At 39.6% G+C, this 23,598-nt stretch carries 11 protein-coding genes and 1 pseudogene; all 12 read left to right on the forward strand.

The features are described 5' to 3' along the window. Positions 1–158: 158 nt before the first annotated feature. Positions 159–521, forward strand: a pseudogene (locus HWQ44_RS33625) (polyketide synthase dehydratase domain-containing protein); the annotation flags it as partial. Positions 522–611: 90 nt separating this feature from the next. After that, positions 612–2,189 (forward strand): zinc-binding dehydrogenase, encoded by a 1,578-nt coding sequence (locus HWQ44_RS19395; RefSeq protein ID WP_292721932.1) that lies wholly within the window; start codon positions 612–614, stop codon positions 2,187–2,189. Further along, positions 2,182–8,067 carry a type I polyketide synthase gene (locus HWQ44_RS19400; protein WP_292721811.1) on the forward strand — a complete coding sequence of 1,962 codons (5,886 nt, stop codon included), beginning with the start codon at positions 2,182–2,184 and terminating at the stop codon, positions 8,065–8,067. Before HWQ44_RS19395 ends, HWQ44_RS19400 begins: the two co-directional genes overlap by 8 nt. A gap of 32 nt (positions 8,068–8,099) precedes the next feature. Next, positions 8,100–8,963 carry a 3-hydroxyacyl-CoA dehydrogenase NAD-binding domain-containing protein gene (locus tag HWQ44_RS19405; RefSeq protein WP_292721814.1) on the forward strand — a complete coding sequence of 288 codons (864 nt, stop codon included), beginning with the start codon at positions 8,100–8,102 and terminating at the stop codon, positions 8,961–8,963. A gap of 56 nt (positions 8,964–9,019) precedes the next feature. Continuing rightward, positions 9,020–9,271, forward strand: a complete 252-nt coding sequence (locus HWQ44_RS19410) for an acyl carrier protein (RefSeq protein WP_292721818.1) — start codon at positions 9,020–9,022, stop codon at positions 9,269–9,271. 45 nt (positions 9,272–9,316) lie between these two features. Then, a complete protein-coding gene (locus HWQ44_RS19415) occupies positions 9,317–10,501 on the forward strand; it encodes an acyl-CoA dehydrogenase family protein (protein WP_292721821.1) in 1,185 nt (394 codons plus the stop codon). A 4-nt stretch (positions 10,502–10,505) separates the two neighbouring features. Continuing rightward, a complete protein-coding gene (locus HWQ44_RS19420; RefSeq protein ID WP_292721824.1) occupies positions 10,506–11,576 on the forward strand; it encodes an HAD family hydrolase in 1,071 nt (356 codons plus the stop codon). 38 nt (positions 11,577–11,614) lie between these two features. Further along, entirely contained in the window at positions 11,615–16,345 is a 4,731-nt protein-coding gene (locus HWQ44_RS19425; RefSeq protein WP_292721826.1) for a non-ribosomal peptide synthetase, read from the forward strand. Further along, positions 16,342–17,763 carry a condensation domain-containing protein gene (locus HWQ44_RS19430; protein ID WP_292721829.1) on the forward strand — a complete coding sequence of 474 codons (1,422 nt, stop codon included), beginning with the start codon at positions 16,342–16,344 and terminating at the stop codon, positions 17,761–17,763. The genes HWQ44_RS19425 and HWQ44_RS19430 overlap by 4 nt, the downstream gene beginning before the upstream one ends. A 118-nt stretch (positions 17,764–17,881) precedes the next feature. Continuing rightward, complete coding sequence (locus tag HWQ44_RS19435; RefSeq protein WP_292721832.1) at positions 17,882–20,629, forward strand: amino acid adenylation domain-containing protein; 2,748 nt, start codon at positions 17,882–17,884, stop codon at positions 20,627–20,629. Positions 20,630–20,802: 173 nt separating this feature from the next. Next, entirely contained in the window at positions 20,803–22,446 is a 1,644-nt protein-coding gene (locus HWQ44_RS19440; protein WP_292721835.1) for a condensation domain-containing protein, read from the forward strand. Position 22,447: 1 nt separating this feature from the next. Beyond that, positions 22,448–23,503, forward strand: coding sequence for a TauD/TfdA family dioxygenase (locus tag HWQ44_RS19445; protein ID WP_292721838.1), 1,056 nt, complete (start codon positions 22,448–22,450; stop codon positions 23,501–23,503). Positions 23,504–23,598 lie beyond the last annotated feature (95 nt).

Below are 23,598 nucleotides of genomic sequence, written 5' to 3' on the forward strand. Positions count from 1 at the left end.
TCATCAGCCAATCAAACTCTAAGGGAGATAAATGGTTAGAACATGCTAGGGGTGAAATAGCCTTTATAGAAACAGAATTACCTAATCAATATGACATTGAAGCGATTATAGCCAGATGTAACGAGCAGGAAATTACCAATGCAGAAAGGGAGAGCAAACTTCAAGGAGGATACATAGAATTTGGTTCTAGATGGAACAACTTCAAACAGGCAAAATTCGGTAACAATGAAGGTTTAGCTATCCTAGAAATACCTAGCCAATTTGCCAATGATATTAATTTATATAAATTACATCCGGCTTTACTAGATAATGCCGTTGGTTTTCTGAGCATCAAGGAAGAAAGCGCTTACTTACCGTTTTCTTATAAAAAATTGAGGTTTAGAGAATCTTTACCTGAGAAAGTATACAGTCACATTAGATCCATTAAAAATGACAAATATCGGAATGATACTCTGAAATTTGATATCACTATTATGGATGAGCAAGGGAGAGAATTGGTTGAGATAGAAGAGTATACTTTGAGAAAAGTAGATGTCATCCCAAAAAAATCTCCTATTTCCGAAAGCCAAAACTTCTGTTTGCAAATTTCTTCTCCTGGTACTTTAGATACTTTGACATTTCAATCAGGATCGCGACAGCAAGCAGGTCGAGGAGAGGTAGAAATTGAGGTGGGTGCAACTGGTCTTAATTTTAAAGAAGTACTTCTGGCTCTAGGAATGCTTCCTATCCCAACTGATGCTCATCTCAAGTTCGGTTTGGAGTGTGCTGGAAAAATAGTTGCATTAGGAGAAGGCGTTGAGGGGTTTGAAATTGGAGATGAAGTGATTGCCTTTGGCGATAGTTGCTTTAGCCGATTCCTCACGACTTCTGCTTTGTCAGTTGCACTCAAACCCAAACATTTGAGTTTAGAAGCAGCGGCAACAATTCCTGTAGCATTTACTACAGCTTACTATTCCCTGATGCAATTAGGTAGGTTGAGTAAAGGCGATCGCGTTCTCATTCATGCTGCGGCTGGTGGAGTGGGCATGGCGGCAGTTCAAATTGCTCAGTGGGTAGGAGCAGAAATCTTCGCCACGGCGGGTAATCCAGAGAAGCGAGCGTTTCTGCATTCGATTGGGATTGAACATGTCTTTGATTCTAGGTCTGTTGCTTTTGCTGAGGAAGTGATGCAACGCACGCATGGCAAGGGTGTAGACGTAGTTTTGAATTCCCTTGCTGGAGAATTCTTGACCAAAAGTCTAGACGTATTAGCACCTTACGGACGCTTTCTGGAAATTGGTAAGCGGGATATTCTCAATAACAGCCAACTAGGTCTAAAAGTCTTTGCAAAATGCTTATCGTTCTTTGCTATTAACGTAGATCGACAACTTCCCAACTTTAGCGACCTGTGGCGCGAAGTAGTACAACATTTCCACGAGAGGAATTTTCAACCCTTGCCTTATCAGGTCTTTGCCATTGATTCTGTGGCTCGTGCTTTTGAAGAGATGGCAAGAGCGAAGCATATTGGTAAGATTGTTGTATCTTTGGAAAATCAAGACTCTCTATCTATTGGGGAAAACAAAGACACTAAAGTACCTGTAGCTTTCAGTTCTAGAGAGCCGAAAAAATCTGTCACACCTGCCCAAACGTATCAAAAACAGCTGCTTGAGCAGGGGTTATCATCTGCTGAGGGGATAGAAGCGTTCAACCGGATTCTGGAAAATACGCTTTCCCAAGTTTTGGTCTCAACCCATGATTTTCGACTCCAAATCAAGCCGGATCTCGTGAGTTACTCACCCATTCCAGAAGCTACAAACAAAGATAACCTCTCAAAACCAACGTATTCAAGACCAGAACTGAGTACGACTTATATTGCTCCCAGAAACGAAATCGAGCAAAAAATCTCTTTTATCTGGCAAGAACTCCTGGGCAGCGAACAAGTAGGTATCCACGACAACTTCTTTGAGCTAGGTGGCGATTCACTCCTCATGGTACAGGTACGCAGTAAATTGCAGGCTGCTTTAAACTGTGATATCTCCACAGCTGACTTATTTGAATATCCCACCATTAATGTCTTGGCAGGATATCTCAGCCAGACACAAAATGAACAGCCAGCCTTTGAGCAAGCCCAAGAGCGTGCCAAGAGGCAAGAAGCAGCAATTGAAGAAGAAATGGATCTGATGAGGCTCAGGAGGAGAGTGTATGAGTAATCGATTGAAAGGAATAGCCGTAATTGGCATGGCAGGTCGGTTTCCCGGAGCCAAAAATGTGGCTCAATTTTGGCAGAATTTGTGCAATGGTGTAGAGTCTATTTCACTCTTCAATGATGAAGATTTAATGGCACAAGGCGTAGATCCAGCTTGTTTACAAGACCCTAACTATGTAAAAGCTGGGTTTGTGCTAGAAGACATCGAGATGTTTGACGCTTCATTCTTCGGCTACTCTCCTAGAGAAGCTGAGATTCTCGACCCACAACAGCGAGTTTTTTTAGAGTGTGCGTGGTCAGCTTTAGAAAATGCTGGTTATGACCCAAAATCAGACAATAACCTGATTGGTGTATATGCTGGGGGCAACCTGAGTACTTACCTGCTCAATAATCTCGCCTCACACCCTGACTTGCTCAAATCGCTGAACATGCAAATTGCCCTTGGCAATGATAAGGATTCTATATCTACACGAGTTTCTTACAAGTTAAATTTAAAAGGGCCAAGTATTAGTGTTGGTACAGCTTGTTCCACCTCCTTAGTAGCTGTTCATCTGGCGTGCCGAGGATTACTGAGTTACCAGTGCGATATGGCGCTGGCTGGTGGTATCGCTATCCAAACTCCCCAAATAGAAGGTTATTTCTATCAAACTGGCGGGATGGCTTCTGCTGATGCTCACACTCGCGCCTTTGATGCTAAAGCCCAAGGTGGCCCTTTTGGCAGAGGCGTGGGGATTGTGATCTTGAAGAGGTTAGAGGATGCCGTAGCGGATGGCGACTATATTTATGGGGTAATTAAAGGTTCAGCTATTAATAATGATGGTGCAGTAAAAGTCAGCTATACAGCACCGAGCGTCGCAGGTCAAGCCGAAGTGATTGCCCAAGCTCAAGCGATCGCAGGATTTGATCCTGATACCATTACCTACATTGAAACTCATGGCACTGGTACAGCCTTGGGCGATCCGATTGAAATTCGGGCGTTAGAAAAAGTGTTTCGTGCCGGAACTAGTAAAAAGGGTTTTTGTGCGATCGGTTCCGTTAAACCTAATGTTAGCCATTTGAATACAGCTGCTGGGGTGACGGGCTTAATTAAAACTGTTTTAGCTCTAAAGCATCAACAAATACCACCCAGCTTGTATTTTGAAGAACCCAATCCTGAAATAGACTTTGCCAACAGCCCTTTTTACGTTAATACCGAACTATCTGCATGGCAAACAAACGGGACACCACGCCGCGCTGGGGTCAGTTCTTTTGGTCTTGGAGGGACTAATGCTCATGTTGTTTTAGAAGAAGCACCGGAAGTGGAGCAGAGGGGCAGGGGAGCAGGGGAGCAGGGGAGAAAGTATCAATTGCTGGTAGTTTCTGCTAAAACTAGCTCTGCTTTAGAGACGGCGACTACAAATTTGGTTAATCACCTGGAACAGCACCCAGAAATTAACCTTGCGGATGTAGCTTATACATTGCAAGTTGGGCGGCATGGTTTGAGTCATCGGCGGACAGTTGTTTGTCAAGATACTCAAGATGCGATCGCAGCCCTCCAAAATCCCAAACGAGTCCTCACTAGCACTCAGGACATGAATGAGCGCCCAGTAGCCTTTATGTTTACTGGTTTAGGAACTCATTATGTCAACATGGGTTCAGAATTATACCAATTTGAACCAACTTTTCGCGAACACCTCGATCGCTGTTGCTCGTTGTTTGAACCTCTGTTGGGACTGAATCTCAAAGAAGTTATTTATCCTACTTCCTCCGCCAAGCAAGAAGCAACAAAAGAAAAATCAGGTATCGATTTACGCCAAATGCTTGGTCGCGATCGCCAATCACCAGATCCCGCCGCCCAAAAACTCAATCAGACATACCTCACTCAGCCAGCACTGTTTGCTATTGAGTATGCTTTAGCTCAATTATGGATGTCCTGGGGCATTCGTCCGGTAGCAATGATTGGTTACAGCATTGGTGAATATACCGCAGCAACTCTAGCAGGAGTATTGTCTCTAGAAGATGCGATTACTCTTGTTGCCAAAAGAGCGCAAATGATTCAAGAGTTGCCAGGGGGAGCAATGCTAGCAGTTCCCTTAACAGAGTCAGAAGTGCAACCTTTCTTGAATGAAAACCTTTCCTTGTCAGCAGTCAATGGCTCATTCCAATGTGTGCTTGCAGGAACTACACAAGCTGTAGAGGAATTGGCACGCGAGTTGAGTGCTAAGGGGTTAGCCTGTCGGCAATTGCAGACTTCCCACGCCTTTCATTCTTACATGATGGAGGCGATCGCGGACTCTTTCACCGAACTGGTGCAAACTATCAGCCTCAAACCACCGCAAATTCCTTATATATCTAACGTTACCGGAACTTGGATTACAGCAGATCAAGCCACAAATCCAAGTTACTGGACACAGCATCTATGCCAACCCGTGCGCTTTGCTGATGGAGTAAATCAGTTATGGACACAACATAGTCCAATTTTCTTAGAGGTAGGCCCGGGACAGACCTTAAGCAGTTTAGCAATGCAATGTTTAGATAATGTTCCTGATGATAACAAGGTAATATTATCCTCGCTGCGCTATGCTTATGAGCGACAATCTGACGTTACTTTCATCCTCAACACATTAGGACAACTATGGCTTGAGGGAATCAAGATAGATTGGTCGGGATTTTATGCCCATGAGCGCCGATACCGCCTTCCCTTGCCAACATATCCCTTTGAGCGACAAAGATATTGGATTGAACCACAAAAATTGTTACCTGCACAAAGAAATTTCCAGCCCAAGCTAACAGCATCAGAGCTTTGGAAATCTTTGGTAGAAGCTGGTCAACTCCAAGCTAGTGCAGGAGCTTTGGAATTTGACGAGCAAATTTCTCAAGAGAAAAGAGAGTGTTTAGATCGTTTATGTATTGCTTATATTAATCTTACAACAGCACATTTAGGAGCTTTTAGCAATCCTACTAAACAGTATTCTTTGGAAGAATTGTATGACCAATGTCAGATTATTCCTTCCTATAAAGAATTGTTCAGTCGATGGCTAGAAATATTGGTAGAGCAAGGTCAGTTACATGAAGAACAAAGGCTGTTTACTAACTTTTTACCAATATCAATAGATTTTGTTAATGAGCTTTTGGTAGAAGTCAGAGCCAAATGGGCAGACACACCGCAACAAATAGATTTGCTGCAACTGTATGGCGAAAATATGGTGTCTCTGCTGACTGGTAAAAAAGAACCATTAGAGTTCCATGTTTCTACCTTATTAAAGTCAGGAGAATTTTCAGTCCAACAATTGCCTGAAAATAAGTACTACAACTCAATCATTCGGGTATGCCTAGAACAGGTATCAAAAGCACTACCACCTCAAGTTAATCTCAGAATTCTGGAACTTGGCGCTGGAACTGGTACTGGCACGGCAGAGTTATTACCTATATTGCCATCAGAGAAAACTAATTATACCTTCACTGATGTGGGAGGTTTTTTCCTGAATGCAGCTAAGAAGAAATTTAGCGATTATCCATTTATTGAATACCAATTGCTAGACCTTGAGCGATCACTACAAGAACAAGGATACTCAAGTCACAGTTTTGATGTAATTGTAGCTTTCCAAGTGCTGCACGTTGCTCGAAATATTGGAGAAACTCTCGATCGCATTCGCTCTTTACTTGCTCCTGGAGGTTTACTTCTGTTTTGGGAAACAACTCAACCCCGTTTGGAATTTGAGTTCATTGACGCACTGCTGATGAATCCGATAGAGAATCCAGAAAGCGATCGCAATATGTGCAATCCCTTTTTATCCAAAGAGCAGTGGCAACAAGAACTCAAATCTCATGGTTTTGTGCAGGTGACAGCCTTCTCAGAATTCGCACCTTTCACAGACCACATAATTGTCGCTCAGGCTACTACACAAACAACGCCCAAAGCACCAGCAGCATTTACAGCATTCCTTCATGAACAGCAAGAAGTTTCATTTGGTAAAAAGTCCAATATTGCTGACTGGTTCTACATCCCTTCATGGAAACGTTCGCTACCACCACAATCAAACGGTCAGGTGAAACAAGCAGAACGCTGGTTAATATTTGTTGATGAGTATGGGTTAGGTGCTCAAATCGTGAAGCGACTAGAACTTGAAGGTCATAATGTGATTACCGTCAGAGTTGGGGAGCAATTTGACAGCAAAAGCGAATCTTCCGAGAAGCATCTGGGCAAGTGTGCATATACAATAGCGCCTCAACAACAGGATGATTACAATACCCTACTCAAAGAACTTCGCGCCCAAGACTTCATACCACAAAGAATTATTCATCTGTGGAGTGTAACCCAGTCAGAACTTGCAGATTCTAACACAGCAGAAGGATTCCAAAGTTTGTTATTGTTGACACAAGCACTAGAAAAACAGAACTTTACTAATGAGTTACAGCTTGTAGTTATCTCCAACAATATGCAAGCAGTAACCGGAGTCGAAAATCTCTGCCCAGAAAAAGCAACTCTCCTGGGACTTGTTAAGGTCATCCCACAAGAATATTCAAATATAAAATGTCGTAGCATTGATGTTGCTATTCCCTCAGCAGGAAGTTGGCAAGAAGAGAAATTTGTAGAACAACTGCTGACAGAACTTAAAGCCAATTCCTCTGATTCAGTTATTGCTTACCGTGGTTTGGAACGTTGGGTGCAAACCTTTGAGTCTGTCCAATTAGATGCAAACGTCTCGGATACACCCAGTTTAAGAGAAAAAGGAGTTTACTTAATTACAGGTGGACTGGAAGACATAGGACTTGTAATAGCTGAACATTTAGCAAAGACAGTACAGGCAAAACTGCTGCTTTTAGAAGCTGAGGATTTTCCCAACCAACAGGATTGGTCAGAGTGGCTGACAACTCACGATGAGCAAGATAACATCAGTCGCAAGATACGGAAAGTACAAGAACTGGAGAATCTGGGTGCAAAAGTCTTAATCAAGAGTGCTGATGTAGTAAATGTAGCACAAATGCAAAGTGCGATCGCTCAAACACAAGAACAGTTTGGTCAACTCAACGGCGTGTTTCATACAGTCAAGATAGCTCTAGAAAATTCATTTTTTCCTATTACAGAGATAGACTCAACCCAGTGCAAACAGCAATTTCAACAAAAACAACAGGGACTCTTAGTATTAGAAAAGGTTTTGCAGTCTCAAAAGCTTGATTTTTGTCTATTAATGTCTTCATTAACCTCAGTTTTAGGTGGATTAGGCTCTGTTAGCAACTCAGCAGCAAGTCTGTTTATGGATGCTTTTGCTTACCAGCACAATCAGAGAAATCCTATTCCTTGGATGAGCATTAACTGGGATGCATGGCGGTTTGCAGTAGACAATTCACAAATACCTGCTAATACAAGTTTGGCTGAATTCGCCATCGAACCTTTAGAAGGTATTAATGCCCTTGAACAGATTCTTTTGTGGAGTCAATATTATCAAATAGTTGTCTCAACTGGTAATTTACAATCTAGAATTGACCAATGGATTAGATTAAAGCCTTTACAACAAAAAACTACTGTCCAAACAGTTAATTTATCTTCTCGTCACTCTAGACCAAATTTAAAAAATGCCTATATTGCTCCTAGTAATGATGTAGAGCAAAAACTAGTTGAAGTTTTTCAAGAGTTACTGGGTATAGAGCCAGTAGGTATTCATGACAGCTTTTTTGCTTTAGGGGGAGACTCTCTGACGGGAACTGTACTTATTTCTCAGCTTCGCAAAACTTTTCAAATAGAACTACCTGTTCGTTCTCTTTTTGAAGCTCCCACTATTGATGAATTAGCTTTGGTGATTGAAGAAATTCTCATAGAAGAGTTAGAACAATTATCTAGAAACGAAGCAAGTGTAACTGGAGAGATTAACAAAACTCTTGATGTGCAATTGTCAAACTAGATCAAAAAAGTTAGTCATTGCAGGATAAAATTATGAAAATTCAAACTGTCGGTGTTGTCGGAGCAGGTGTAATGGGAATTGGGTTAGCCCAAAACCTTGCTCAAACTGGTCATCAAGTGATTTTAGTAGATATTTCTGAAGAAATTTTGTCATCTGCTAACAAGCAAATCAGAAATAATATCCGTTTTCAAGGTTTTTTCAATAAAAACGACAAACTAGACAATCCTGACAACATTCTGCATCGAATTAAATTTTCTACGAATTATAAATTTCTTGAAGATACAGAATTTGTGATTGAAAATGTCACCGAAAAGTGGGATATTAAAAAGGGGGTATACGCACAAATTGATGCGATTTGTCCAGAAACAACTGTATTTGCGGCTAATACATCTGCTATTCCCATTACTCGCATTGCTTCATTAACTAAGCGTGCTGATAAAGTGATTGGTATGCATTTCATGAACCCGGTTCCCATAAAGCCGATGGTTGAAATGATTCGCGGGTATCACACATGTGATGAAACAATCTCAACAGCTAAAGAATTACTGGCTCAGATGGGTAAGGAAAGCATCCTCGTCAATGATTCGCCAGGTTTTGTTTCTAACCGAGTTCTCATGTTGACGATTAATGAAGCAATTTTCTTACTACAAGACCAAGTTGCTTCAGTGGAAGAAGTAGATAGAATTTTCAAAACCTGTTTTGGTCACAAAATGGGCCCCCTAGAAACTGCTGACTTAATTGGATTGGATACGATTCTTTTTTCCATCGAAGTTTTGTATGAAAGTTTCAACGACAGCAAATACAGGCCTTGTCAATTGCTGAAAAAGATGGTAGATGCCGGGTTGTATGGTCGCAAGAATGGGCAAGGTTTTTATACTTACAATGGAGCAATTTGAAATTGGATATTAAAACAAACTCCCTAGTCATCCTGAAAGTCAAGGGGAATTAAAACATGTCAGAAATACAAGCAAAAATTAGAGAATTTTTGTCCCGATTTTTCCGAAATCATGATTTGCAGTTAGATGAAGATATTTTTGCACTTGGTTTTGTCAATTCCATGTTTGCTATGCAACTCGTCTTATTTATTGAACAAGCATTTCAAATTAATATTGACAATGAAGACCTGGAGCTTGATAACTTTAGAACTATAAATTCTATGACTCGTTTAGTTGAACGCAAGACAGCTTTTGTTGCCCCAAAATGAACAAATATAAAATTCACAACTATTTTCAACAACCAAGTAATCATCATGAAAATTGAGTTGACATCTCAACAAAAAGATGATAAATCTAAATTTATAGGTTTCGTCAACAAAGAAGTTGTACCTCACGCAAATTCCTCCGACCAAGAAGAGTATACCTCCCCAAAACTTATAGAAAAGTTTGCTCATCAAGGATATTTGGGTGCTGTAATACCCGAAGAATTTGGTGGCAAAAATATGGATATGATCACCTATGGTCTTCTTAATGAAGAAATTGGACGAGGATGTTCTTCTTTACGGAGTTTGCTCACAGTTCATAGCATGGTTGCTTATGCTCTTTGTCGATGGGGTAATAAGTCCCAAAAAGAGTATTGGCTGCCAAAATTATCATCTGGTGAAGTTATAGCTGCTTTTGCTTTAAGTGAACCTAACGTAGGAAGTGATGCCAAAAGCATAGAAACCACAGCAACACTTTCTGGTGACTCTTATATTTTGAATGGACAGAAGAAATGGATTACCTACGGACAAATTGCTGATGTCTTTTTGGTATTTGCCCAATATTCGGGAAAACCTTCTGCTTTTTTGGTTGAAAAAAATAGTCCAGGACTTTTAATACAACCAATTTCGGGGATGTTGGGTGTTCGGGCTTCAATGCTCGCTCAATTAAACTTTCAGGATTGTCGAATTCCTCAAGAGAATCTGGTAGGCAGATTGGGTTTTGGTTTCTCCTATGTGGCTTCTTCTGCATTAGATTATGGAAGATATAGTGTGGCATGGGGTTCTGTAGGTATTGCTCAAGCCTGTCTAGAAGCCTGTATTCAGTACACAAGCGAACGAAAGCAGTTCGGTGTTTATTTGAAAGAACACCAATTAATTCGGCAAATGATTACCGAGATGATAGTCAATGTCAAAGCAGCAAGATTACTGTGCTATCAAGCTGGCTATCTCAAAGAAATTGGCGACCCCAATTCCATAACAGAGACTTCAATTGCCAAATATTTTGCATCTACAACAGCAACTCAAGTGGCAAATAATGCCGTACAAATTCATGGGGCTAATGGTTGTACTAATGAATATTCAGTTGCTAGATATTTGCGAGATGCCAAAATCATGGAAATTATTGAAGGAAGCACACAAATACAACAGATTGCCATCGCTGATTACGGTTATCAGGAGTATATATCAAAACCTAGTTCCACCGTCAATTCTCAAAACTTACTGGCAATGATGTGAGAATATGATTAGCACAAACACTGAAATTTCAAATGATCAACAAATCGATAAAAAAGTTATCAAATGTGTAGTTTGGGATTTAGATAACACGCTTTGGGATGGTATTTTATTAGAGGATGACTGTGTTTGCCTGCGAAATGAGGTAGTCGATATTATCAAAATATTAGATGCTCGAGGTATTTTGCAGTCCATTGCCAGTAAAAATGACTATGCCAGAGCTATGGAGAAAATTCAGGAGTTTGGGCTGCACGAATATTTTCTCTATCCTCAAATAAATTGGAACTCCAAATCAAGTTCTATTCAAGAAATTGCTAAGTCACTCAATCTTGGTATTGATGCATTTGCCTTTATCGATGACCAATTATTTGAACTTGAAGAAGTCAATTTTGCACTTCCTGAAGTACTTTGTATTAATGTAACTGATTTAACGCATCTCTTAGATAAGCCAGAAATGAATCCTCGTTTTATTACAGAGGATTCCAAACTGAGAAGACTAATGTATATTAGTGATATTGAGCGGAATAATTCTGAAAAAGAATTTATTGGGACTCAAGATGAGTTTTTAGCTAAACTTAATATGACTTTTACTATCTCCACTGCTCAAGAAGATGATTTACAAAGAGCCGAAGAGTTAACATTAAGAACTAATCAATTAAATACAACTGGTTATACATACTCATATAACGAATTGAATCATTTCCGAAAATCTGATCAACATAAAATACTGATTGCTAGTTTAGAAGATAAATATGGTAGTTATGGAAAAATTGGACTAGCTCTTGTGGAATGTTCAGAGCTTGTGTGGACTCTAAAACTTTTGTTGATGTCTTGTCGAGTTATGTCCAGAGGAGTCGGCACAATTATGCTAAATCATATTATGACATTGGCTAAGAACAATAATGTTCGTTTGCAGGCTGAGTTTGTTTCTAATAATCGTAATCGAATGATGTATATATCTTATAAATTTGCAGGGTTTCAGGAAATTGATCAAAGTGGAGATTTGCTAATTTTAGAAAATGAGCTAACGCGAATACAGCCTATCCCTGAGTATATAAAGGTCAAAGTTATAGATTAAAAAGCATTGCTAGTTCTCGTAGTTTGATAGGGGGGATTATGGATATAAAAAAAGATGAAATTTTCAAACGACGGTCAAAGCTTTCGCTCGCTCAAAAGGAGCTTCTCCAAAAGCGATTGCGCGGTGAAATCGACTCTCACTCTCAATTAGAGGTTATTTCAAAACGTTCTCAAATTAGTCCTGCTCCCCTATCCTTTGCTCAACAACGGCTGTGGTTTCTCCAACAGTTAGATCCTAGCAATCCTTACTACAGTGAACTAGCATGTGTACAGCTTGTAGGTGCGCTTAACGTGGATGCGTTAGAGCGAAGTTTCAATGAGATTGTGCGACGCCATGAAGCGTTACGTACTACTTTTGAGATAGTTGAAGAACGAGCAGTTCAGATTATTCATCCTACTGTAACTGTTACTCTGCCACTGGTAAACTTGCTCTCGATGCCAGAAGTGGAAAGACATGCACAAGTTGAGCGGTTAACAACAGAGATAGCTGAAAAACCTTTTGATTTAGTGACTGGCCCGTTGCTGCGAGTCATGCTGCTACAAACAGGTGTCGAAGAATACTTGCTGCTGTTCACGATTCACCACATTGCCGTTGATGGTTGGTCTATAGGAGTGTTAATCCGTGAATTAGCAGTACTGTATGAAGCCTTTTCCACCAGCAAAATATCTCCCCTCCCTGATATCTCTATTCAATACGCAGACTTTGCTATTTGGCAGCGTCAGTGGCTACAAGGCGAATTACAAAAGACGCAACTTAATTATTGGAAGCAACAATTGGCAAATGCTTCTACTTTGGCTTTGCCCACAGATCGCCCACGGCCAGCAGTCCAAAGCTTTCGAGGCGCAGTTGCTTCTTTTGAGTTATCAGCAAGCCTAACTGATATGCTCAGATCCCTGAGCAATCGGGAAGGAGTAACCTTATTTATGACGCTACTGGGAGCATTTCAAGCTTTACTGTACCGTTACACAGGGCAAGAAGACATCTGTGTTGGCTCCCCAATTGCTAACCGCAACCAAAGTGAGATTCAAGGGCTGATTGGTTTTTTTGTCAACACCCTTGTGCTGCGGACTTATCTTTCTGGTAATCCAAGTTTTTTAGAATTGTTGAATAGAGTCCGCGAGGTGTGTGTGGGTGCATACGCTCATGCAGATATACCTTTCGAGCAATTAGTGGAAGAACTTCAGCCAGATAGAAATCTCAGTCATATGCCCTTGTTTCAGGTAATGTTTGCTTGGCAGGAAGACACTCAAAAGGAACTGACACTACCTGGTTTGACTCTAAATTGGCTCCCGACACACGGTCAGACTGCCAAATTTGATTTAACTCTGCATATAGTGAACGCAGAGCCAGAGTTGAGGGGCTGCTTAGAATACGACATCGACTTGTTTAATGCTGAAACAATTACTCGGATAGTAGAGCATTTTTGTACTTTGCTAGAAGGGATTGTTGCAAATCCACAAGCAAGATTATCTGACTTACCACTATTAACGGCAGATGAGTTACATCAGCAGCTAGTGGAGTGGAATAACACTCAGGTTGAATATCCTCAACAACAATGTATTCATCAGTTGTTTGAAGCGCAAGTAGAACGCACGCCTGATGCAGTAGCAGTAGTATTTGAGGATAAACAACTAACCTACTACGAACTGAATGCTAGAGCAAATCAACTAGCGCACTATCTGAAAAAGCTGGGCGTGGAACCAGAGGTATTAGTCGGGATTTGTGTAGAGCGATCGCTTGATATGGTCATCGGTCTATTAGCCATCCTTAAAGCTGGTGGTGCTTATGTACCGCTAGACCCTAGTTATCCTTTAGAACGCTTGGCTTATATGTTAGAAGACTCCCAACCAAAAGTCTTATTAACACAACAGCAGCTAGTAGAAAGTCTACCAGATCACAAAATTAAAGTAATTTGCATTGATCGCTATTGGAAACTAATAGCCGATGAAAATACACAAAATCCTGTGTGTAACATCACTTGCGATAACCTTGCTTATGTTATCTACACTTCTGGTTCTACAGGTAAACCCAAAGGAGCAATGCTTCCGCACCATGCAATTTGCAATCACATGTTCTGGATGCAATCAGAATTCCCCCTCACACAAGTAGATAAAGTCCTACAAAAAACTCCCTTTAGCTTTGATGCTTCAGTTTGGGAATTTTACGCACCTTTGTTGGTAGGGGCACAATTGGTTATGGCTCGACCAGGGGGACATCAGGACAGTGATTATCTAATTCAAGCAATTATCGAGCAGCACATTACTACTCTTCAGCTCGTTCCGTCCTTGCTGCAAATGCTTTTAGCTCATGGTGGTATTGAGAATTGTCAATCTCTCAAACGTGTCTTTTGCGGGGGTGAGGCTTTGCCTGTTGCCCTTCAAGAACGCTTCTTTGCTAATTTAGATGCAGAATTGCATAATCTTTATGGCCCTACTGAAACTTGTATCGATGTAATATCCTGGACTTGCAAGCGCGGTATTAATCAACAAGTTGTTCCCATTGGTCGCCCGATCGCTAATACGCAAATATATCTATTAGACAGTAGAGGACAACCTGTTCCCGTAGGCATACCCGGAGAACTGCACATCAGCAGCGAACAACTAGCAAGAGGCTACCTCAACCGCCCAGAACTGACTGCGGAAAAATTCATTCCTAATCCCTTTGGAGATCAATTGGGAGTACGCCTTTATAAAACTGGTGATTTAGCCCGCTATTTACCGAATGGAGACATTGAATATTTGGGTCGCATTGACAACCAAATAAAAATACGAGGATTCCGCATTGAATTGGGGGAAATTGAAACTGTTATAAATCAACACCCCCTTGTAGAAAAAACTGTAGTTGTAGTTCGCTCAGATTTAGTAAATTCTCAACGTTTAATAGCCTATGTAGTCCCAATATCTGAGCAAATGCCAACAATTGCTGAACTACGTGGCTTTTTAGAGATAAAGCTACCAAAATATATGGTTCCAGCAGCTTTTGTGATGCTAGAGACGTTACCATTAACACCTAATGGAAAGGTAGATCGTAATGCACTACCTGCACCTGATACAGCAAGACCTGAATTAGACAAAGAGCTAGTAGCACCTCGTAATTTTGTAGAAGCCAAGCTGGCTGAAATTTGGGCAGGAGTGCTTGGTGTGGATAAAGTAGGTATTTTCGATAACTTTTTTGAGTTAGGTGGAGATTCCATCCTTGCCATTGTAGTTATCACCAGAGCTAACAAGGCTGGCCTACAATTGACCACTAAACAGTTATTTCAACATCAAACAGTTGCTGATTTGGCAACTGTAGCAGTTACGAAAAAGGTCTATCAAGCTGAACAAGGACTGATCACAGGTTTAACCTCTTTCACACCAATCCAGTACTGGTTTTTTGAACAGAATCTACTCGAACCCCACCACTGGAACCAAGCAGTCTTACTAGAAGTTAAACAAATTCTTGACCTAGCTGTATTAGAAAAATCTTTACAGCAACTACTGTTACATCATGATGCTCTCCGCTTGCGATTCGAGCAAACGGAGTCTGGCTGGCAGCAAGTTATAGCTAGCCCTGATGTAGAAGTCCCCTTGATACACTTGGATTTTTCTGTCTTGTCAGAAAGCGAACAAGAACTAGCCATCGAAGCAGCTGCCACCAAATTACAAGCTAGTCTTAATATCTCAGCAGGCCCATTGATGCAAGTTGCTCTATTTAACTTAGGGCAGCGATCAAGTCGTCTGCTGATACTCATCCACCATTTAGCCGTAGATGGCGTTTCTTGGCGAATTTTACTGGAGGACTTGGAAACAGCATACCAACTGATGAACCAAGGCAAGAAAGTGCAACTGTCGGCAAAGACAACTTCGTTTAAATACTGGTCGGAATGTCTACAGGAATATGCACAATCAGCTACTCTCCAGCAACAATGGGACTATTGGCTGAGAGAGTCTTGGCAAAAAATTGCTCCTTTGCCAGTCGATTTTTCTGACGGCGACAATACAGTGGCTTCGGCTCAGAATATCTCAATTTTTTTGACTGGGGAACAGACTCAAGTCTTGCTAAAAGAAGTACCAAAAGCTTACAATACACAAATTAACGATGTCTTGCTCACGGCACTAGTACAAGCTTTTTCTCAATGGACTGGCAGTAATTCCCTATTACTAGCTCTGGAAGGTCATGGGCGGGAAGAGATTTTTGATAATGTCGATTTGTCGCGCACAGTAGGTTGGTTTACATCTATTTTTCCTGTGCTGTTAGATTTTGGAAAAATCTCTCATCCCGTAGAAGCTTTGAAATTGATAAAAGAGCAGCTGCGGAGCATTCCAAATAAGGGGATGGGCTATGGTGTCTTACGTTACCTTAGTAAGGATACTGCCAGAGTAGAGTCACTGCGATCGCTTCCACAAGCTGAGGTGGTCTTCAATTATCTAGGTCAGTTCGATCAAACATTTTCCGACTCATCAATATTTAAAATCTCTCAAGGTTCCCAAGGACAAACGCGCAGCCTTTGCAACCGCGAGACCTATATGCTCAATATCAACGCTTTGGTAGTTAATAACCAGTTGAGAGTGGATTGGACGTACAGCGAAAAAATACATCGACGAAGCACTATTGAACGATTAGCGCAAGGGTTTGTAGAAGCGTTGCAAATACTCATGACTCATTGTCATTCTCCTGAAGTCGGAGGATATACACCTTCTGACTTTCCAGAAGCAGACTTCAATCAACAAGACCTTGATCGGTTTTTAGGGAAAATCAACCGAGGGAGTAAAAATAAAACACTATGAAAGAAGATATTCAAGATATATACCCACTATCTCCAATACAGCATGGTATGCTGTTTCACGGTTTGCACACTCCAGAAATGGGATTATATCATTCACAGTTTGTCTACACTTTTAGTGGCAATCTGAACGTTGTTGCTTTTAAATACGCTTGGCAGCAAGTAGCAACTCAACACACAATCTTGCGTACCAGCTTCTATTGGGAAGAATTGGATAAACCATTACAAGTTGTGCATCGGCAAGTAGAAGTACCTGTAGAGTACCAGGATTGGCAGGAACTCGATCCATTAGAACAACAAGAGCGTTTAAAGTCTTTTATCAACAGCGATCGCTTGCGGCGGTTTGATTTTTCCCAAGCACCTCTAATGCGTGTGGCTGTAATCCAGATTCAAGAAGATGTTTATTATCTTGTTTGGAGTAGCAACCTAATCATTCTCGATGGTTGGTCATATCCATTGGTATTAAATGATGTGATTGAAATTTATGAAGCATATTGTCGGGGTCAAGATGCACCCTTAGCAGACGGCAGTTGTTTTAAAGACTACATCAAATGGTTGAAACAGCAGGATTTATCCAAAGCAGAGGAATTTTGGCGACAGCAACTCAATGAAGTAAAAGAGCCTACTCCCCTAACTAACCTATACTCAAACAACTTGTCCAATTTAGAAGAACGCTACGAGGATATACAAATCAGTCTATCGGAAGCAACTACAAGAAATCTAGATTTATTAGCAAGACAGCATCACCTGACTATGAATACAATAGTTCAGGGAGTTTGGGCCATACTCCTTAGTCACTACAGTGGCAAAAAAGATGTAACTTATGGCTGTACTACTTCTGGTCGCCCAGTAGATTTAGAGCGATCGGAGTCAATGGTAGGGGAAATGGTTAATACCTTACCAGTCCACATCAAGATAGATTTGGAGGAGTATTTATTACCTTGGCTTCAGCAATTACAAACTAAATTGATAGAAGTTCGAGAGTATGAGTATTCTCCACTGGTAGATATTCAAAAGTGCAGTAAAGTACTGGGTAATGTGCCTTTGTTTGAGAGCTTTGTGGTGTTCGAGAACCAAAAAACAGGCAAGTTTCTGCAAGAATGGGGAAGTCTAAACATCTCTGAGCAAACTAGCTATTACAAAACAAACTATCCTCTAAATATAGTTGGGTATCCTGGCTCAGAACTGACGATTGGAATTAATTATGATTTTCGCCGCTTTGATGCAGCAGCAATAATTAATATATTGGAGCATTTCAAAATATTGCTCGAAGGTATAGTAACGAATCCTAAAGTGCGTCTTCAGGAGTTATTGTTGCTTACGGAGCAAAAACCCCATATTAAATTATTAATGTTAGAAAAAGAAATGTCATTGGATTTCGATTCTATCTTGAACACTTCAATGGCTAATACAATACTTTAAAAGTGACAAATAAATATTTTGCAATCAGTTAATTTGATTTTGTCTATTATCAATAAATCTGGTTACAAATATTAAATTTATATATTTATTTTATTACTTAGTCTACAAGGAAAGAAGCATGAGTACACATTTAGACTCTAATGACTTATTATCTCAAAAAATCTATTGGATAAATAAACTTTCGGGAGAATTACCTGAAACAAATCTGATGTTGGACTATGTAAGACCTTTATTTTATAGCGGTAAAAACAAATCTCTTAGCTTTGATTTATCAAACGATTTATCTCAATCAATTATTAAGCTAGCTCAAGGTTCTTACTTTTCAATGTACTGGATACTAGTATCTGCATTGAATATATTGCTGCAAAAGTATACTCGAAACAATGATGTTATTATTGGAATACCAATATATGAGAAAATTTTTTTAGATGAGATAAATAACAAAGTTATTCCATTACATACTCAGGTAAAACCTCATCTCTCATTCAAAGATTTTCTTTTTCAAGTTAAAGACTCAATCATCAGTGCTTACAACAACCAAAGCTATAATTTTGATGAATTAATCCAGTTGTTGAATATATCAAAAAGTCCTAACCGCCATCCAATTTTTGACATAGTAGTTTGTTTAGAAAATATTCATAATAAAAGTCCTTTAAATCAACTCAATAATGATATTACAATTTCTTTTAAAGTTGATTGTGGAAGTATTAGTGCTGATATAGAGTATAAAGAACATTTGTTTCAAGATGAAAATATAAAATTTATGAGTAGATATTATAGTAATATTCTTGGAAGCTGTATTAATCAAGTAAATACTAAGATATCAGAGATTGTTTTCTTAAAAGACTATGAGCAACACCAGATATTAACAGAGTTTAATAACAAAACTAAACAGTATCCCGTTAATCAGACAATAAATCAATTATTTGAAACTCAAGTATCTCAGACTCCAAATAATATAGCCGTCATTCATCAACAAACTCAACTCACGTATCAAGAACTAAACCATCAAGCGAATCAGCTAGCTGAATTATTGCGGAAATTAGGAGTTGAACAAGGAGACTTTGTAGGCATTTTTAAAGACCGTGATATCAATTTCCTGATTGCTATTCTTGCTATATACAAGGCAGGTGGTGCATATGTACCTATTGATAGTACTTACCCACCAAATCGAATTAAGTATATGCTATCTAATAGCGAAGTGAGGTTCTTATTAACAGATTTTTCGCTCTTAAATGTTCTATCAGACCTGGTAGAAGGTTGTTCCGAGTTATCCTCTATTATTTGTTTAGATAGCATTGTTATTGCTCAGACGCCCCTTGCTAAACAAACCGGGTTAAAAATATATAATAAATTGGATTTTCAGCAGCTATCTAATGATAATATAGAACAGGTTAATCATGCTGCTGACCCAGCTTATATGCTTTATACTTCCGGGTCTACAGGATTACCAAAGGGGGCAATTGTCAGGCATGATGGTGCAATTAATCATATTTATGCCCAATTTGATGAGTTGGAGTTAACGCAAGAGTTTTCTTTTCTGCAAAGTGCTCCATCTTCCACAGATATTTCTGTATGGCAATTTTTAGCACCACTTTTAATTGGTGGTCAGACGGTAATAGTAGATATAGAAACCGTTGCTATTCCTGAGCAACTATTTCTTGCTCTGAAATCTGAGAAAATTACAGTTGTTGAATTAGTCCCAGCATTATTTGTCGGCTTGCTTGAATATACTTCTCAGCTACCGATTCATCAAAGAGAATTACCTAATTTAAAATGGATGATGGTTGTAGGAGAACCAGTATCGGTCAGTTTGGTAAATAGGTGGCTTGAGATATATCCCGAAATTAAAATTGTTAACGCTTATGGCCCAACTGAGGCTGCTGATGATATCACCCAGTTTATCGTTGACAAGCCTTTGCCAGAAAATCAGCGGACGGTTCCAATTGGTAAACCATTAGCTAACTTAAATCTCTACATTCTGGATGGAGAAATGCAATTATTACCCATTGGCGCTCCTGGAGAGATTTGTGTATCGGGAATTGGTGTGGGTGATGGGTACTGGAAAAATCAAGAAAAAACTAATTTCAGCTTTGTGACTAACCCGTTTACAGATGTTAGTCAGAAATTACCAGAAAATCGCAGAGATTTAATTTATAAAACTGGAGATTTAGGAAGATGGCTTCCTGATGGGAATATAGAATTCCTCGGACGTATTGACCATCAGGTGAAGATTCGTGGCTTCCGGGTTGAACTTGGAGAAATTGAGACATTTTTGTGTCAGCACCAAGCTGTTAGAGAAGCTGTAGTTATAGTTATGGAGGAAAACCCTGATGATAAACGCTTAGTGGCTTATGTTGTTCCTAGGACTGAGAGCGATCGCAATGATCTAAGTAGTAGCGAACTGGTTCAACAGTTACGCGATTTACTTAAAGAAAGGCTACCAGGCCATATGATACCTTCTGCGATTATACGGATCGAGGCATTGCCTTTAAGTCCTAGTGGTAAAATAGATCGCCGCGCATTACCTGTACCAAATTTCCAGAATGAATCGCAACTGGATTTTGTTGCACCCCGGACTCCCGCAGAGGAGATAGTTGCTGACATCTGGATTCAGATATTAAAGCGAGATCATATAGGCATTTACGATAACTTCTTTGATTTGGGTGGGCATTCTTTATTGGCGACTCAAGCTATTTCCAGGTTGCGAGAAGCTTTTAAAGTAGAAGTACCTTTACGCACTTTATTTGAAGCACCTACACTAGCTCAATTGGTAGAAGGTATCGAAAAGATGCTTACAGTCCAACAACTACAGCTTGTTTCTATGGATGGGGTAGATCACGAGCGAGAGGAGATAGAACTATGAGAACTATTGAAGAGTTTTTGTCTTACCTTTGCAGTCTTGATATCAAGATAAAAAATCGAAAAACTATTTATAAGATATTTAGATTGAAAAAAGGATGTTTGTAGCTGAGGATTCACCTCTTTTTCAAAAAGCCCTACTTTTATAGTGCTTAAGTCATGATGTGAGGAGGTTAAGTGAGCAGAAGCATTGACGAATTATTATTATACCTTGACAGCCTCAACGTCAAATTTAGAGTTGATGGCGATCGCTTATACTGTAATGCTCCTCAAGGAGTACTCTCACCAGATTTAAGCACTCAGTTGCGAGAGCGGAAACAAGAAATCCTCAAACATTTAACATCAAGCGTTAATCTTCAGCCCATAGTACCTGTTCCTAGAAATACCAATTTACCCTTGTCCTTTGCCCAACAAAGGCTATGGTTTCTCAATCAGTTGGAGCCAAATAGCACCACTTATAACCTTCCCTTTGCCGTGCGTCTTACTGGTACGCTTAATATGCCTGCATTGGAGCAGAGTCTCAACGAAATTGTGCAGCGTCATGAAACCTTGCGAACCACTTTTGCGCTCGTCAATGGACAACCAATTCAGGTAATTACTCCAACCCTGACTTTGAAGCTATCTGTGGTGGACTTGCAAGAGTACCCAATAACAAAGCAGGAAGCTGAAGTTTTGCGGCTAGCAGTTCAAGAAAGCCAGTTGCTTTTTAACTTAGCGCAGGGGCCTTTGCTGAGAACGACTCTGTTGCACTTAAGTGAAAAACAATATGTCCTGTTGTTCACCATGCATCATATTGTCTCTGATGGTTGGTCAATAGGGCTACTCATCAAAGAAGTAACAGCACTCTATGAAGCCTTCTGCAAAGGACAGCCTTCCCCACTTTCGGAACTACCAATTCAGTACGCGGACTTCGCAGCTTGGCAACAAAACTGGTTACAGGGTGAAGTACTTAACACCTTACTTACATATTGGAAAAAGCAGTTAGGAGATAACTTACCAGTTTTACAATTATCTAAAAATTATCGATCTTCAGAAGTGAAAACCTCTCAAGAGGAACGACAAAGTTTAATCCTCTCTAAGACATTATCCCAAGCGATTAAGAAGCTAGGTGATAGTGTTGGAACGACGTTATTTATGACGCTACTTGGAGCATTTAAAGTTTTGTTATCCTGGTATACAGGCGACAAAGATATTGTTGTTGGTACTGATATTGCCAACCGCAATATGATTGAAGTAGAGAATTTAATTGGTTTTTTTGTTAATCAACTAGTATTACGTACTGACCTATTTGGCAACCCTGGTTTTAGCGATTTTTTGCAACGAGTTCGTAAGGTTTGCCTAGAAGCTTATGCTCACCAAGATTTACCATTTGAGAAACTAGTTAGCGCTCTTAATCCCAAACGAGACTTCAACCAAACTCCTCTATTTCAAGTCAAGTTTATTCTCCAAAATGCTCCCATACATTCTTTAGAAGTTTCAAATTTAACCCTGGCTAGTTTAGATTTAGAAAATCCGGTAGGCAGAGTTGATTTACTCCTGGAATTAACAGATACAGAGCAAGGAATAGTTGGGTTATTAAAATATAGCAAAGACTTATTTGATACTAGTAGTATGGCCCGATTGCTAAATGCTTTTGAAACAATTTTATCTCAAATTGTTGTAGAGCCTGCTATTAACTTAAATCAGCTAGAAAAAATTGTCATTATATCAGATAAAGAATATCAATTGAGTGAAGAACGAAAACGTAAAGAAAAATATCAACAAAAATTAAGCATAATTAAGCGAAAAGTAATTGGCATTTCAACCGAAGTAGAGAAGTAAAATGAAACAGGTAAAAATAAGTAATTCTCATCTCAAGCCTGAATTCAATAAAGTTAGTAGAAAATCTATAAATTTACAGATCGAACTAATTAAGCTAGATAATTTGGGAGGAGATCAAACCCTACCGTTAATTATCAAACCATCTGTATTAGATGTTGATCTTGCAGATTGGGCTGAGGCAAATCAGGAATTTATAGATACAAATTTAATCAAACATGGTGCTATACTTTTCAGAGACTTTAATATTACGACAGCAGCCGCATTTGAAAAGTTTGGTCTAGCGGTTTGCTCAGAACTATTCAATGAAAATGGCGAACATAACCGTGAAACAGTAACTGGTAAAGTTTATACTCCAGTTTTTTACCCTGCGGATAGCAAGTTATTGTGGCATAACGAGAATTCTTTTAATTATCGATGGCCTGTGAAAATTTTGTTCGGCTGTCGTCAACCTGCACAGCAAGGAGGAGAAACCCCAATAGTTGATAGTCGTAAGGTGTTTCAACTTATAGAACCCAAGATTAGGGAGCAGTTCGTTGAAAAGCAAGTTATGTATGTTCGTAATTATGGAAACGGATTAGGGCTTGACTGGCAAACAGTTTTTCAAACTCAAAGTAGAGCAGATGTAGAAAAGTTTTGTCAAAGTAACTTAATTGATTTTGAATGGAAAAACGATGGTGGTTTGAGAACTATTTCTATTCGTCCAGCCGTAATCAAGCATCCTCAGACAGATGAACTTTCTTGGTTTAATCAAGCACAACATTGGCATTTAGCTTGTTTAGATATACAAACTCGTGAGTCACTACTGTCATCTTTTAAGAAAGAAGATTTACCACGAAACTGCTTTTACGGAGATGGTACTCCTATTGAAGACTCTACAATGATTGATATCTGTGGAGTATATCAGAGATTAGAAGTATGTTTTCCTTGGCAACAAGGAGACATATTGTTACTAGACAACGTATTAACTGCTCATGGACGCAATCCCTATGTAGGAAAACGTAAGCTTTTTGTTGCGATGAGCGAACTAACAAGTTTTAGTCAAGCTTTAGATAGTTAATTTTTGCTTCAACTCACTACGTCAATGTTTTATTAACTCTCTGCTATTTATTAAAATTAAAATATCTGAAAAATTTTGACTAAATTTGAATAATT

The organism is Nostoc sp. JL34, assembly GCF_017114945.1.
Lineage (GTDB): Bacteria > Cyanobacteriota > Cyanobacteriia > Cyanobacteriales > Nostocaceae > Nostoc.